The sequence below is a fragment of the Shewanella sp. SG44-6 genome, assembly GCF_014164185.1.
In the GTDB taxonomy this organism is placed as follows: Bacteria; Pseudomonadota; Gammaproteobacteria; order Enterobacterales; family Shewanellaceae; genus Shewanella; species Shewanella vesiculosa.
Window position 1 is genome coordinate 18,917 of sequence record NZ_JACJER010000007.1, and the last position, 15,095, is coordinate 34,011.

The following is a 15,095-nucleotide window of genomic DNA, read 5'->3' on the forward strand; positions in this document are numbered from 1 at the left end:
CATTTAAATTGTTTAGCCACGATTTAAAAAGTGGTGGGTCGTGAAGGATTCGAACCTTCGACCAATTGGTTAAAAGCCAACTGCTCTACCAACTGAGCTAACGACCCATCTTGGTTTTGCAAGAACATCTATTCTTACTGGGGAAAAAGCCCACTGTCTCTGTTTCAAGACCAACTAAGCTAACGACCCATCTTGGTGTAACATTTAAATTGTTTAGCCACGATTTAAAAAGTGGTGGGTCGTGAAGGATTCGAACCTTCGACCAATTGGTTAAAAGCCAACTGCTCTACCAACTGAGCTAACGACCCATCTTGGTTTTGCAAGAATATCTATTCTTACTGGGAAAAAGCCAACTGTCTCTGTTTCAAGACCAACTAAGCTAACGACCCATCTTGGTAACTAAGAAACACTAACTTAGACAGTAACGATAGAATAAGTTATAGCTCTTAACACCCCCAGAAGGCTATGCCGTTCTGAGGGCGCCTATAATACCTTTTTCAATTTCTCATGCAAGCGCAAATTTATAATTTCTTGTTGTTTGCATGAAAAACAGACTAAGAGGCTGTTTTTTGTCTTGATTAGCCTTTCAATGCCGATAATTGCTGCTGTGCAAGGCGTGCAGATGCACTATCTGCATACTCTTTTAATACTTTATTATAAAGCGATCTGGCGCCGGCTGAATCATTTTCTTTTTCGGCAATCATGCCCAGTTTAACTAAACTATCAGCACGCTTATTTGAATCAGCAAACTTACTGACAACGGTACTAAAAGCTTGTTTCGCGTCATTGTATTCACTTTTATTATACAATAACTGGCCTAACCAATAGTTTGCATTAGCGGCATAATTAGATTCAGGGTATGTTGATATGAAGGTACGAAAAGCAGGAATTGCTTCATCGTATTTACGTTCTTTGAGGACTAAATTCACTGCAGCCTCATAGCTTCCGGTTTCATCCAACGTTGAACTGGCAGCCGCCACTGTTGTCGCGTCAGCTTGAGCTGGCACTGCTGGAGTTGATGACTTAGCAGTAAGATTAGCAATTTCTTCATACAGCTGTCGTTGACGCTGCAATATCTGATTCATTTGATAATTTTGTTGCTCAGTAATACCTCTTAACTCTAACACTTCATTTTGCAACGAGTCCATACGACGCTGCATATCAAACTCGCCTTGCTGCTTTGCTTTAATGATGCGTTCTAATCTTGACACTCTGTCATTATTAGAACCACCTGCAACATCTTCAACAGGGGCTGGAGCAGCAAAAGCTGAAGCCGTTGTGAAAAACATTGCCGCAACTAATATGGCTTGTTTCATTTTTATCTCCTAAAAAAAGGCCAACCGATAAAGGTTGGCCTTGTACTTCTTTTACTTAGTAAACTAACACACCACGACGGTTTTTAGCAAAACCAGTATCGTTACGAGAAAAATCCAATGGCTTTTCTTCGCCATAACTGACTATGCTCATTTGGCCAGCCTGAACGCCCATACCTTGTAAATACTTAGCAATCGCTTTAGCACGACGCTCACCTAGTGCAATGTTGTATTCAGGAGTACCACGTTCGTCAGCATGACCTTCAATCAATACACGAACATTTGGATGCTCAACTAAATAGTTACCATGAGCTTGAAGTATTTCAGCATTTTCGCTTTGAACTTCACTACGGTCAAAATCAAAATAAATGATATTTTGACGACGTAATTCCTGTTCTTTTAAACGTTGCTGCTCTGTTGGGCTTAACACAGGAGCGACACCACCTGTTTCAATACCACCAACACCATATTCACTACCTGTACCACTCATAGAACCGTTAGCGTCAGTTTCAGAGTCTGAAGTTGAGCTACAGGCACTCAGTGCCATAAGCGGAACTGCAACCAACATAGCTTTAAACAACTTATTCAGATCCATTTTAAATCCTTATCAATATCTATTTAGAGAAACGGAGACCATGCTGGTGATTTCACCTCGCCTTGGCCGACAGGCAATCTTGCTTTAAATCTGCCATCCATAGAAACAGCAGCTAATACTTGCTTACCTTGATGGGTTGTACCGTAGATAACCATAGTGCCATTAGGGGCAACACTTGGCGATTCATCAAGTTGAGTTGATGAAAGCACCTGCATAAAACGTGTTGCAAGATCCATTCTAGCAATATGGTACTTACCGTTAGTACGGTTTACAAAAATCATACTACGACCGTCTGGGGTAATTGAACCACCGAGGTTCCATTCTCCTTCAAAAGTCATGCGCGAGACTTTATTTGTATCTAAATTTACTCGATATAACTGTGGCTTGCCACCTCGTTCAGACGTAAACAAAATAGACTTACCATCTGGGAACCAAGAAGGTTCGGTATCAATTGCGTAATGGTCTGTGATACGTCGAGCAGCTTTAGTCGTTATATCAATTATATAAATATCTGGTTGACCGTCTTTTGACAAAGTGACAGCGAGTTTTTTACCGTCTGGTGAAAATGCTGGAGCACCATTTATGCCATCAAAACTACTCACTAAAGTGCGTGTTTGACTATAAATGTCTTGCACAAAAATTTCGGCTTTTCTATTTTCAAAACTCACATAAGCTAAACGACGACCATCAGGAGACCAAGTCGGTGACATCAATGGCTCAGGTGAGCGCAATAACATTTGTTCATTATAGCCATCATAGTCAGCAATCATTAGATGATAAGGTGCCTTTTGACCTTGTTTTACCACAACATATGCAATACGGGTTAAAAATGCACCACGAATTCCTGTCAGCTTTTCATAAACAATATCACTGATCCGGTGACCATATTGTCTAAATTGGTTTGCACTGATAACGGTTTCACGGCTTTCAAGCAATAACTCACTGTTATTCTGAGGTCCTTTGCCAGCTTGAAGCTGTGCTTTAACTAAATCAATGAGTTCAAAACTCACTAAATACTGATCGGCGCCATAGGGCTTAATCGAGCCAACAACAAGTGCTTCAGCTTCAACATTAGTCCAATTCTGAGCAGTAAAATCATTCACTGACGCAATAGATGACTGTGGTAATGCACGTACATCGAGAGTTTTAAAGGTACCGCTACGAGCCAAATCAGATACCACAACATCAGAAATAGACGCTGGAGCAGGACCTTGCCCTTGCCATACAAAAGGCACCACAGCGATAGGTCTTGCTGCATCAACCCCTTCTGTAATCACAATATCTAACGCTGCGCGAGCGGGTGTAGTTAACACTATCAATACCAGCGTTAGCCATTTAGCCAAATTTTTCATGCGACTCCTTTTAACTCAATTCCATCATTAAATACGATTAATATTAATTAAATTCCGGTGAAACGGTTAAATTAATTTCTTTTAATTGCTGATAAACAGCCGGTTCAGGTGACACAGGTAACCGCCCTGCTTTATTTATTGAGGCTTTCGCTGCTCGACAAACAACCTGATCACCGTCTAACGTTTGGCTTGTTGTTACAAAACCATCTGCAGCTAGACGAATAAATACCCGACAGCTTTTACCACGCATTGACTCATCAACCACTAGATTTCGTTGAATAGTGGCAATAATCATAGCCTTATATTTATCAACCTCTGACAACACCTGCCTATTGCGCGTTTTAGAAAGTGAGTCTTGCTCTGCAGCCATAGCTTCAGCCATTTCACGCTCTTGACGCGCTTTATTATCAGCTTCTGCTTTACGTTTACGCTCAGCATCTTCCTTCCGTTTACGTTCATCTTCAGCACGTTGACGTTCTTCTTGAGCTTTTTTCGCAGCAGCTTCTTCTTGCTTACGCTTTTCAGCTGCTTTCTTAGCAGCATCTTCTGCAGCTTTTTGTTCCTGTTCTTTCTGTTTGCGAACCACTTCAGCTTTATCTGCGCGCTCTTTTTCTAGTACCTGCTTTGCTTGAGCAGCTTTAGCGGCATCATTGGCCTTTTGAGTTTCCTGCTCTTTTTGTTTACGCTGGATCTCTAAGGTTTTAATTTTTTCCTGCTCGCGTTCACGCTCGCGACGGGCTTCTAATGCTTTACGTTCTAATTCTGCTTGACGAGCCTTTTCTTGCTGAGCCACATCTTGTTTTTGCTTCTTTAACTGCTCAACTCTATCATTCACTTTCTGTTGATCAATCACGATCGCTTTCAAAGCTGGCGCACTTGCAGCAGCCGTTTGCATTACCTTCGGCTTATCGTCAAAACTAATGCCTAAAGCCAAGATGATGATAAACCCAATGTGAATACCAGCAGAAATAGACATCGGTACAGTTAAATCTGATTTGCCAGCCACCTATTTCTCCTTTGGTGAATCGGTCATTAACCCTACTGCTGGTACACCAGCGCCTTGCAAGCTAATCATTAATTGAATAACACTTTCGTAAGGTATTGCACGATCGGCCTTTACGACTACAGGCCTTAACGGTTCAAGTAGGATTAACGCGCCAACTTCAGTTGATACCTGCTCTAAGTCCATTGCCTGAGAATTTGAGCTACTACCTGTATTCAAGAAATATTGCCCATCAGCGTCAATTGAAGCAACGATAGGAGGCTTACTGTCCGGTGGTAAAGATTCCGCATTACCTTGCGGTAATTCTACTTTGACCCCTTGGGATACAATAGGCGCTGTCACCATAAAAATAATCAACAACACCAACATAACGTCGATGTAAGGCACAACGTTGATTTCTGCAACTGGGCGACGACGTTTACGCTGATACATTAAACAGCTTCCTTCTCGCTATATGCTTGACGTTGCAATATGTTGGAGAATTCTTCCATAAAGTTAGCATAAGTCATTTCAATTTTATCAACTTGCGTTGTAAAACGGTTATAACCAATAACAGCAGGGATAGCGGCAAACAGACCCATTGCCGTGGCAATCAATGCCTCTGCAATACCTGGAGCAACCATTGCAAGGGTTGCGTTTTCTACCGCACCTAGCGCAATAAAGGAATTCATAATCCCCCAAACAGTTCCGAACAAACCAATGTATGGGCTCGTTGAACCAATGGTTGCCAATAACGGTAAATGGTTTTCAAGTTTTTCCATTTCACGTGACAAACTCACTCGCATTGCTCGAGAGGTGCCATCCATAACCGCTTCAGGTGCTTTACTGTTTACTTTACTCAAACGGGTATATTCTTTAAAACCAGCAACAAACATCGATTCTAAGCCAGAAATCGCACTTCCTCTGGCTATCAGTTCTTTATAAAGTCGATTTAAGTCCACTCCAGACCAGAAAGTATCTTCAAAACGTAATGACTTGACTCTTGCTGAGCTTAATAATTTGTTGCGTTGAAGGATCACAGCCCATGAGGCAATCGATAATGCCAACAAGGTCAGCATAACTAACTTTACCAACACACTGGCTTCTAAAAACAAACCAATAAATGAAATTTCAGCGTGCACTGTCAAACTCCTGAACAATATTTAGGGGAATAGCGCGGGGACGCATACGTGATAAAGATATACACGCGACAACCACTGTCGCTTCACAATAGCAATCACCCTGATGATCAACTAGGCGCTGGTGAAACACCAACGACACTTTTTTTAATTCTATAACCTTGGATTCAACGACTAAATCCTGTTCAAACTTCGCTGCTTTACAAAAATCTAATGCAGCATGTTTAACGACAAAAGCAATGTCTTCTGTCAACAGTTCCGCTTGACTAACACCCATCGCTTTTAACCATTGAGTACGAGCTCGTTCGAAAAATTTTAGGTAATTCGAATGGTACACAACACCGCCAGCATCGGTATCTTCGTAATAGACAGAAATGGGCCAAACAAACATAATTTGAACATCAATTTTTAGGTTGTAAAAGTTGGCTTACTATACCGAGTACCAACACGCTTGTGAATAATGTACCAAGGTAAAAACAGACTTTATTTTGCTCAAAATGAACTGAAACACTCGAAAAACCTCAGGAACAGCAAGAGATGAAGCTTTATTAATGTATTCCACCTAATAATTAACAAGCGGTTAACTAAAGTATGCCATCAAGATAGTATATTACTTGGCGCTGACAGCCGACAATTAGCCCTTGCGAAAGTAAAAAATGTAACCACAAATGAATATAAAATAATCGCTGCAGTCCCATTATCGCACGTCAACATAAACGTAAACGTTAATAAAAGTTAAGCTAAAAATACACTCCACTTAAATATGGTTTTGAGCGAGGTAAAGTGCGGCTTATTTATCACACTATTCGGGGACAGGATCAAAAGAAACTGACCTGAAGTATTTTTCATCGCAGTAACTGAAGTCTATTAATGCTATCAATAACGATTAAGAGCAATATTAATCACATTGTGGAACATTATTAGGCTTTATGATTTACGCAAATATGTTCTATTTGTTAAATAAAATCATTACACAATTATCTAATCCGAATACTTATGCAAAAAATGTAAATAACAACTTAGAAAACCGCTACATAAGCCGATTAGGGCAGATATAAAAATATAAGACCCTTAAAAAGGATTAGTTTTACTAATCGTAAAGAGTAATTTTTCTAGTTTGTCAGTTTAGTGTATTAATTCTATTATGATCTCGTTTTCAAGACTTGTGATTCAGATATTGAAAATCAAGAACTCCAAACTGATGTAACCCAATACCTCAGTTTTCTCTAGTTCTTATGTTTGACTTCCTTCCTTAGATTTGTTGATTGCAAATTATTTAGCCCACTTGGATTAAGTGGGTTTTTTTTGTCTTTTTTTTGCCGCAGCAATCAACATTAATCTCATATGAGTATACATCTTGGTATTCAACCTTCAGCATCGAACCCGTTAATAAAAAGTTAGTAAGCTTTTTACACTTCAGCATTCAATCAAAAGGTATTTATTTTAGCTCAAGGCCAAAGAGATAGTGATAAATAAACAACTGAGTTTAACTGCGCTAAGTAGCGCAGCTAAAAAATAAATGAGAGGAATTAGATAGGCTTGGTTATTTTAATTACAACTCGGCGATTTAGCTTACGTTCTTCGGCAAGATCATTGCCTGCAACATGGCGTTTTTCACCATGACCGGATGTATGAATACGATCTTTAGGGATACCGCTAGCAATTAAAATATCTTTCACTGAGGCAGCTCGTTTATCTGACACCCTCTGATTAATAGAGCGTCCACCGTAACTGTCTGTGTATGCATCAACTAAAATCAGCTCAACGTCTGGATCAAAAGACAAGTAACGCTGTATTTTTTGTAACTGCTGGGTAGAAAAACGCGTCAGCTCTACCCCACCTTCTTGATAATTTAATACTGTAAAAGCGATATCATCAAAACTATAAGGCAGTAAATTAGCTAAACAAGCGCGAAACTCACGATATTTTCCACCGAAATTAGCTGAAGAGATGCCCACTGCAATTTTAGTATCGTTATTGTACCAATCAGCATAATAAAACGTCGGCTCCATCCCCTGACTCAACTCATTTAACATTGACCAGGCGGCTTTTTTAGGCACTTCACCATTAAACTGCTTACTGTAAGTTAACTCAGTAATTTCTTTAGCATTATGCCCTGGACGCCAGCTAGGAGCTCGGCTAATTAACGTTGCTTTAGTCACAGCATCAGGCTTGAGCCACATATCTAAGGTGAAACTTAAATTTAAACTTTTACCGGCTCTACTGGTAAATATTGCACGGCCATAATCAGGAATATCATGCTCCAAGCGACACTCTATTGGATTATTCTCGCCAACACGCCATGCTGAGTTTTCAAGTGATGCAACGTAGTGCCTCAAATCAGCATGGGCTGTTGAGCAAAGACACAAACTTGTGAGAACGATCAGTTTTCGCCACATAAAAACACCCTTTATACCTAGTTACATTCTTACTATCGGCCCCAAAGTCTGTTCCTTTAGAAAACAATCATGGTTAATCGATGATAAAAACCACAATCAAACATGACACTGCGCTTGAGTTTGCGCATAATACTCGGCCTACATCATTTGCACCGATAAATGATAGCTATTGAGGATAAAGACTGTAATGACTGATATTTGCGACGCTAACAAGTTTAAACACCGCTTTCGTGGCTATTTCCCTGTGGTTATCGATGTCGAAACAGCAGGGTTTAATGCCAATACCGATGCGTTGCTTGAAATTGCAGTCAGCTTATTAAAAATGAATAGCGATGGGATTATTGAACTTGATAAAACGCTTCACTTTCATATTGAACCTTTTGAAGGGGCAAACTTAGAACCTGCAGCACTGGCGTTTAATGGTATTGACCCCACCAACCCACTTCGTGGAGCCGTTGACGAAAAAGTCGCTTTTTTAGAAATATTCAAAGAAGTCAAAAAGGCTCAAAAAGCAGCAGATTGCCATCGCAGTATTATTGTTGCTCATAACGCCGCTTTTGATTTAGGTTTTGTTAACCAAGCGATTGAACGAAACGGCTTAAAGCGTTCTCCATTTCATCCTTTTGCAAGTTTTGATACTGCAACACTAGCAGGTCTTGCGATTGGCCATACAGTGTTAGCTAAAGCATGTAAAATGGCTGGAATAGCTTTCGATAATAACGAGGCACATTCAGCTTTATACGATACTGAACGCACGGCCGAATTATTTTGCCTAATCGTTAACCGTTGGAAGGCGCTCGGCGGTTGGCCGTTAGTGGACCAAGATGATAGCAAGGATCTTGCAAACGAATAGTTAAGCTCAGTATTTTTATCACTTTTCGCCGGCTATTAATGGCCAACTATTTATTTACATCGACAAATTCAGTACTAAATCATGATTTTGATCCAATAAAAAAGCTGCCGAAGCAGCTTTTTTATTGTCTCTAATACGCCAAATTATAGCTTATCAGAGTTGTCTTTTAAGTATGCCGCTACACCTTCAGTGCTTGCAGTCATACCTTTTTCGCCTTTTGACCAGCCCGCTGGACAAACTTCGCCGTGCTCTTCATGGAACTGAAGTGCGTCAATCATTCGGATCATTTCATCAACGTTACGACCTAGTGGTAAATCGTTAACCACTTGATGACGAACCTGGCCTTCTTTATCTACTAAGAATGAACCACGGAAAGCCACACCCGCTTCAGGATGTTCAACATCGTATGCTTTACAAATTTCGTGCTTAACGTCAGCAACTAGAGTGTATTTAACTTGGCCAATACCACCCTTGTCTACTGGAGTGTTACGCCATGCGTTATGAGTGAACTGTGAGTCAATAGAAACACCAATCACTTCAACACCACGCTTAGTGAACTCTTCCATGCGGTGATCAAAAGCAATTAGCTCAGATGGACACACAAAAGTGAAATCAAGTGGGTAGAAGAAAATAACCGCAGGCTTACCTTTAATTGCGGTAGTGAGGTTAAATGTGTCAACAATCTCACCAGAACCAAGAACGGCTGCTGCTGTAAAATCTGGGGCTGGACGGCCTACTAATACGCTCATTATCTATCTCCATTTAATGGCTTAAACACTCGACAACGTTATAAGGTTCTTACTAAATAGTGATCTAGCAAACAATTAACTATAACGTTGGGACATATATCAGTTGTATACCATACATCTAATTCAACGGACTTATAAGTTATTTCAGATGAAAATTGGTTTACCTGCTGAAAAATAAAACATCATGACGCTTTGAATAATATCTTTCCAATATGACAAGATGATTTGTTGAGAAGATTTCACTGATGCCTTACTTGCAGCAACTGATGAACGTTAGTCAATATTGCTAAAAAATCAGCATAAACAATCAAAAAAGCGATATACGCTGGACAAATAGACTATTGGCAGTCAAGAATAGCCGCCTCACTTACTTTTAAGAAAAATGATTATGAATGCGGTTGTCATCGCGGTTTGCTTAATGTTGTTTTTAAGCTTTATTCGAATTAACGTTGTGGTGTCATTGACCATTAGTGCTGTTGTCGCAGGTATCGTTGGTGGATTAGATATTCATCAAACAATAGCAGCATTTAATGACGGCTTAGGCGGCGGTGCTCAAATCGCATTAAGTTATGCATTACTCGGTGCCTTCGCCGCAGCATTATCGCATTCAGGTTTAACAACGTTAATTTCTCATTCAATTATAAAAAAACTGGGTAAAGAACCTAATAGTGGTAATACCCAAGTTGTACGGTGGTTGTTATTGATCACGATACTGTTAATGGCAATATCATCGCAAAATATTTTGCCTATTCATATCGCCTTTATTCCTATCCTTATTCCGCCACTATTGCATGTGATTTCTAAGCTCCATATCGACCGACGTCTTATTGCCTGTATTCTGACATTCGGTTTGGTCACCACTTATATGATATTACCTATCGGTTTTGGTGGCATTTTCCTCAATGACATCCTGTTAGCAAATTTAAACACTAATGGCTTAAATGCAGTAGCCGAACAAATACCTAAGGCAATGTTACTACCAGCAATAGGTATGGTTGTTGGTCTGCTTACGGCGATATTTATTAGTTATCGCAAACCTAGAGAATACATGATTGAACAACCTGTGATCAGTGACAGTATTTCAACCACCATTAGCCGAAAAAGTTTGTTGGTCTCACTCTCTGCCATTTTGGCGACGCTAATTGTTCAATTACAAACTGACTCGATGATATTTGGCGCATTAAGTGGATTTATCATTTTTCGGTTTTCAGGAATAATCAAGCACGAAGTCAGCAAAGACTTGTTTAATCAGGGCGTGCACATGATGGCTAATATTGGCTTTATTATGATTGCAGCGGCAGGCTTTGCAGCAGTAGTTAAGTCAACTGGTGAAGTTAGCACACTGGTAACCTCTTTAGGTGACATCATTGGTGACAACAAGGCATTAGCTGCGCTATTGATGCTGATTGTTGGACTGTTAATTACAATGGGAATTGGCTCTTCATTCTCAACGATTCCTATTATCGCCACCATTTATGTGCCATTAGCTCTCAGTTTTGGTTTCTCGATTGCGGCAACCATTGCACTCGTCGGCACAGCCGCCGCACTTGGTGACGCAGGATCGCCAGCATCGGACTCCACTCTGGGCCCCACTGCTGGTCTCAATGCCGATGGGCAACATGACCATATTCGAGACAGCGTTATCCCAACGTTTATTCACTATAATATCCCATTACTGATATTTGGCTGGATTGCAGCGATGGTATTGTAAAATAGGCTAAATACTGACGAGCTGTCTTGATATAATAAAAAACGGGAGCCTAACAAAGGCTCCCGTTTTTTATTGTCTGGTATTAAAGCATCAAGCCATCTAACAATGGTCTTTAACATTGAGCATAAAAATCACTCAGTTAATATTACTTAGTACCGAATATCTTGTCACCAGCATCACCTAAACCAGGCAAAATATAACCTTGCTCGTTTAAACAATCATCAATTGCTGCGGTATAAAGTTCAATATCAGGATGCGCAAGTTCAAGCGCTTTGATACCTTCTGGCGCGGCAACCAAAACCAGTGCTTTGATCGAAGTACAGCCACGTTTTTTCAGTAAATCGATAGTCGCAATCATCGAACCACCGGTGGCTAACATAGGGTCAACCACTAATGCGATACGCTCTTCGACATTACTGACTATTTTTTCAAAGTAAGGCACAGGCTGTAATGTTTCTTCATCACGATAAATACCGACAACAGAAATACGAGCACTAGGTAAGTGCTCAAGCACACCATCCATCATTCCTAAACCCGCACGTAAAATAGGCACGACAGTGACTTTCTTACCTTTAAGTTGATCAATAGTAACAGGGCCATTCCACCCCTCTATGGTAACCGTTTCAGTTTCAAAATCAGCTGTTGCTTCATAGGTTAATAAACTGCCAACTTCAGTGGCAAGTTCGCGAAATCGTTTGGTGCTGATATCTGCTTCACGCATCAAACCGACTTTATGACGAACCAGAGGATGCTTTACTTCAACGACTTTCATTTATTTCTCCTAGATTTCTGACTATTTCAGGCAAATTTGATAAATGTTAGACGATTTATCCTCTCTATAAAACATAAAGTTTCAAAATTGCTGTAAATCGTGAGCTAAACCAATAAAAAATAGGCAAATCATCGTTTTCTTTATAGGATAAAGTAAAAACATGGCTTCCGACTCGCACGACAAACTGGTAGAATATCGGCGCATAAAATTCCATAAAACGATGTACCCTAGAGGATCCTCCGTGACCACTCCAACCCCCCTAAGTTACAAAGACGCCGGCGTTGATATCGATGCAGGTAATGCGTTAGTAAACAACATTAAATCTGCGGTAAAACGCACTCGCCGTCCAGAGGTTATGGGCAATTTAGGTGGTTTTGGCGCATTATGCGAATTACCAACTAAATATAAACACCCTGTACTGGTTTCCGGCACAGATGGTGTTGGCACTAAATTAAGATTAGCTATTGATTACAAAAAGCATGACACCGTGGGTGTTGATTTAGTTGCAATGTGTGTCAACGATCTGATTGTTTCTGGTGCTGAACCACTTTTCTTCCTCGATTATTATGCAACAGGTAAGCTTGACGTTGAAACAGCTACCTCTGTTGTTACAGGTATCGCTGAAGGTTGTTTCCAATCTGGTTGTGCTTTAATTGGTGGCGAAACTGCTGAAATGCCAGGCATGTATGAAGGCGAAGATTACGATCTAGCTGGATTTTGTGTTGGTGTTGTTGAAAAAGCAGACATCATTGATGGTACCAAAGTCAAAGCGGGTGACTCACTTATCGCTCTAGGTTCTAGTGGTCCTCATTCAAATGGTTACTCGTTAATCCGCAAAGTATTAGAAGTGAGTAAAGCAGACCCGCAGCAAGATCTTGCTGGTAAGCCATTAATAGACCATTTACTTGAACCAACAAGAATTTATGTTAAGCCTTTATTGAAGCTGATTGAACAATCAGACATTCATGCAATGGCACACATTACCGGTGGTGGATTCTGGGAAAATATCCCACGCGTGCTGCCTGATGATTGCAAAGCTGTCGTCAAAGGTGACTCTTGGCAGTGGCCAGTGGTGTTTGATTGGCTAATGACAAACGGCAATATTGCACAACACGAAATGTTCCTAACATTTAACTGTGGTGTCGGTATGGTGATTGCACTACCAGCAGATAAAGTCGATGCCGCATTAGCATTATTAACCGCCGAAGGCGAAAATGCTTGGTTAATAGGTGAAATTGCTTCTCGTCAAGGTGACGAAGAGCAAGTGGAGATCATCTAATGAGCCAAAGCTGTCGTGTTGTGGTACTGATTTCCGGTAATGGCAGTAATCTTCAAGCTATCATTGATGGTTGTGATGATAATTTAAAAGCTAACATTGTTGGAGTGATCAGTAACAAGCCGGATGCTTATGGATTAATACGCGCCCATCAAAGCGAAATTGATACCAGTTGTGTTATTCCTTATGCCAATGAAATACGCAGTGAATATGATGCGCGTTTATTAAAGGCAATAGAAAAGTATCAGCCTGACCTGATCGTTCTAGCCGGATTTATGCGTATTTTAACTGATGATTTTGTTAGCCATTTCCTTGGAAAGATGATTAACATCCATCCATCGTTATTGCCTAAATATCCAGGATTACACACGCATCAGCGTGCCATTGATGCTGGCGATACCGAACACGGCGCCAGTGTACATTTTGTGATACCAGAACTCGATGCTGGACCTGCTATATTGCAAGCTAAAGTGCCGATTTACCCTGAAGATGATGCTGAAACATTAGCAGAGCGTGTTCACGAACAAGAACATGCTATTTATCCACTGGTGGTAAAATGGTTCAGTCTGGGTCGTTTGACTATGACTGATGGTAAAGCTTATTTAGATGGCCTATTAATCGGTGAATCTGGGTATGCGCCGGACTAATCTGTCACTCAGCTTTTAACATGCTGCTCATAAAAAAACCTCGCTGACATGCGAGGTTTTTTATGTAACAAACAAAAATGAGATTAAGTACTAACGTACTGGTAGGTCAATATTAGAAAACATTTCATCAATCAATTGTTGGTCACGAAGGGCCACGGCTTTTTCAACAACATCTCGGGTTAAATGCGGTGCAAAATGACGCATAAAATCATACATATAGCTACGTAAAAAGCTACCACGTCTAAAGCCGATTTTGGTTGTACTATGGGCAAACAGATGACTTGCATCAATTGCCACTAAATCTTTATCAACCGCTGGATCAATTGCCATTGAAGCAATCACCCCTACACCAAGCCCCAAACGAACATAAGTCTTAAGGACGTCGGCACTGGTTGCACTAAACACCACGCGCGGATCAAGATCTGCACGCTTAAACGACTTTTCAATTTCAGATGCTTTATCAAAACCAAACACATAAGTGACCAATGGAAACGTCGCTAAGTCTTCGATACTGATTTTTGCCGATTGGGAAGCTAGCGGGTGATCCCGTGTGACGACAATTGAACGATTCCAATGGTAACAAGGCAACATAATGAGATCGGTATATAAATGCATCGCTTCTGTCGCGATGGCAAAGTCCGCATCGCCTCTGACTGCTTGCTCACTAATTTGCGAAGGCGTGCCCTGATGCATATGTAAATTAACTTTTGGATATCGTTTAATGAACTCACGAATTATTTGTGGCAGAGCATAGCGAGCTTGTGTATCTGTCGTAGCAATATTCAACTCCCCCTGATTGGGCTTGATATATTCTTCAGACACCTTCTTAATACTATCGACCTTGCCAAGTATATCATTTGCAATATCAATAACTTGCTGACCTGCAGGGGTCACGTGAGTCAAGTGTTTACCACTTCGACCAAATATTTGAATGCCTAATTCATCTTCTAGCATTCTAACTTGCTTACTAATACCGGGTTGTGAAGTATAGAGATTCTCAGCCGTTGATGACACATTTAGGTTGTGTTTAACAACCTCTGCAATATATCTAAGTTGTTGCAGCTTCATGGTTTTATCCTTGATTTAACCGGCACTCATCAGCAAATATGCAAATAAGAAAAAATCGGTCGTTGTTTTACATAGCAAGAACAATTGTTCAACTATAATAAAACGTTATATGACACTTGAAATGTAATATAAATAGGAATAACGAGCAAGTAAAAATAGCGGTTATTGAATCGACTTAGCTTTTTTATAAACATCTTGGTTAGTCTGTTTAATGATTTATCAACAAAACGACTTATTAT

Annotated in this window: 15 protein-coding genes and 2 tRNA genes; 4 read left to right on the forward strand and 13 right to left on the reverse strand. The window is 40.4% G+C overall.

What is annotated here, in order from left to right; all coding sequences use genetic code 11:
- Positions 1-31: 31 nt before the first annotated feature.
- The 10 genes from H5185_RS02325 to H5185_RS02370 form a co-directional block, all read right to left on the reverse strand.
- A tRNA-Lys gene (locus H5185_RS02325) sits at positions 32-107 on the reverse strand.
- Positions 108-232: 125 nt separating this feature from the next.
- Positions 233-308: transfer RNA gene (locus H5185_RS02330), tRNA-Lys, on the reverse strand.
- A gap of 270 nt (positions 309-578) precedes the next feature.
- Positions 579-1,316: a tol-pal system protein YbgF gene (ybgF, locus tag H5185_RS02335; protein WP_124016525.1), complete on the reverse strand. Its 738-nt coding sequence runs from the start codon at positions 1,314-1,316 to the stop codon at positions 579-581.
- 55 nt (positions 1,317-1,371) lie between these two features.
- Entirely contained in the window at positions 1,372-1,908 is a 537-nt protein-coding gene (gene pal / locus H5185_RS02340) for a peptidoglycan-associated lipoprotein Pal (RefSeq protein ID WP_124016524.1), read from the reverse strand.
- 23 nt (positions 1,909-1,931) lie between these two features.
- Entirely contained in the window at positions 1,932-3,260 is a 1,329-nt protein-coding gene (tolB, locus tag H5185_RS02345; protein WP_124016523.1) for a Tol-Pal system beta propeller repeat protein TolB, read from the reverse strand.
- 43 nt (positions 3,261-3,303) lie between these two features.
- Positions 3,304-4,266 (reverse strand): cell envelope integrity protein TolA, encoded by a 963-nt coding sequence (tolA, locus tag H5185_RS02350; RefSeq protein ID WP_182741236.1) that lies wholly within the window; start codon positions 4,264-4,266, stop codon positions 3,304-3,306.
- Positions 4,267-4,695, reverse strand: coding sequence for a protein TolR (tolR, locus tag H5185_RS02355; protein ID WP_124016521.1), 429 nt, complete (start codon positions 4,693-4,695; stop codon positions 4,267-4,269).
- Positions 4,695-5,384 carry a protein TolQ gene (gene tolQ, locus H5185_RS02360; RefSeq protein ID WP_124016520.1) on the reverse strand — a complete coding sequence of 230 codons (690 nt, stop codon included), beginning with the start codon at positions 5,382-5,384 and terminating at the stop codon, positions 4,695-4,697. Before tolQ ends, tolR begins: the two co-directional genes overlap by 1 nt.
- A complete protein-coding gene (ybgC, locus tag H5185_RS02365; RefSeq protein WP_124016519.1) occupies positions 5,374-5,775 on the reverse strand; it encodes a tol-pal system-associated acyl-CoA thioesterase in 402 nt (133 codons plus the stop codon). The genes tolQ and ybgC overlap by 11 nt, the downstream gene beginning before the upstream one ends.
- A gap of 1,135 nt (positions 5,776-6,910) precedes the next feature.
- Positions 6,911-7,780 (reverse strand): OmpA family protein, encoded by an 870-nt coding sequence (locus H5185_RS02370; RefSeq protein WP_124016518.1) that lies wholly within the window; start codon positions 7,778-7,780, stop codon positions 6,911-6,913.
- A gap of 187 nt (positions 7,781-7,967) precedes the next feature.
- On the opposite strand from H5185_RS02370, the gene rnt reads away from it, so the two are divergent.
- Entirely contained in the window at positions 7,968-8,633 is a 666-nt protein-coding gene (rnt, locus tag H5185_RS02375) for a ribonuclease T (RefSeq protein ID WP_124016517.1), read from the forward strand.
- A 143-nt stretch (positions 8,634-8,776) separates the two neighbouring features.
- Here the strand turns inward: rnt and H5185_RS02380 are convergent, their stop codons facing one another.
- A complete protein-coding gene (locus tag H5185_RS02380) occupies positions 8,777-9,382 on the reverse strand; it encodes a peroxiredoxin (protein WP_124016516.1) in 606 nt (201 codons plus the stop codon).
- Positions 9,383-9,770: 388 nt separating this feature from the next.
- On the opposite strand from H5185_RS02380, the gene H5185_RS02385 reads away from it, so the two are divergent.
- The gene (locus tag H5185_RS02385; protein ID WP_124016515.1) at positions 9,771-11,093 is read left to right on the forward strand and encodes a Na+/H+ antiporter family protein; all 1,323 of its coding nucleotides are present in this window, start codon (positions 9,771-9,773) and stop codon (positions 11,091-11,093) included.
- Between the two features lie 145 nt (positions 11,094-11,238).
- On the opposite strand, the gene upp is transcribed toward H5185_RS02385, so the two are convergent.
- Positions 11,239-11,865, reverse strand: coding sequence for a uracil phosphoribosyltransferase (upp, locus tag H5185_RS02390; RefSeq protein ID WP_124016514.1), 627 nt, complete (start codon positions 11,863-11,865; stop codon positions 11,239-11,241).
- Between the two features lie 241 nt (positions 11,866-12,106).
- Between upp and purM the strand changes: the two genes are divergently transcribed.
- The gene (purM, locus tag H5185_RS02395) at positions 12,107-13,144 is read left to right on the forward strand and encodes a phosphoribosylformylglycinamidine cyclo-ligase (RefSeq protein ID WP_124016513.1); all 1,038 of its coding nucleotides are present in this window, start codon (positions 12,107-12,109) and stop codon (positions 13,142-13,144) included.
- Positions 13,144-13,788, forward strand: coding sequence for a phosphoribosylglycinamide formyltransferase (purN, locus tag H5185_RS02400; protein WP_124016512.1), 645 nt, complete (start codon positions 13,144-13,146; stop codon positions 13,786-13,788). Before purM ends, purN begins: the two co-directional genes overlap by 1 nt.
- Positions 13,789-13,878: 90 nt before the next feature.
- Here the strand turns inward: purN and cysB are convergent, their stop codons facing one another.
- Positions 13,879-14,856 (reverse strand): HTH-type transcriptional regulator CysB, encoded by a 978-nt coding sequence (cysB, locus tag H5185_RS02405; RefSeq protein ID WP_182741237.1) that lies wholly within the window; start codon positions 14,854-14,856, stop codon positions 13,879-13,881.
- Between the last annotated feature and the right edge of the window lie 239 nt (positions 14,857-15,095).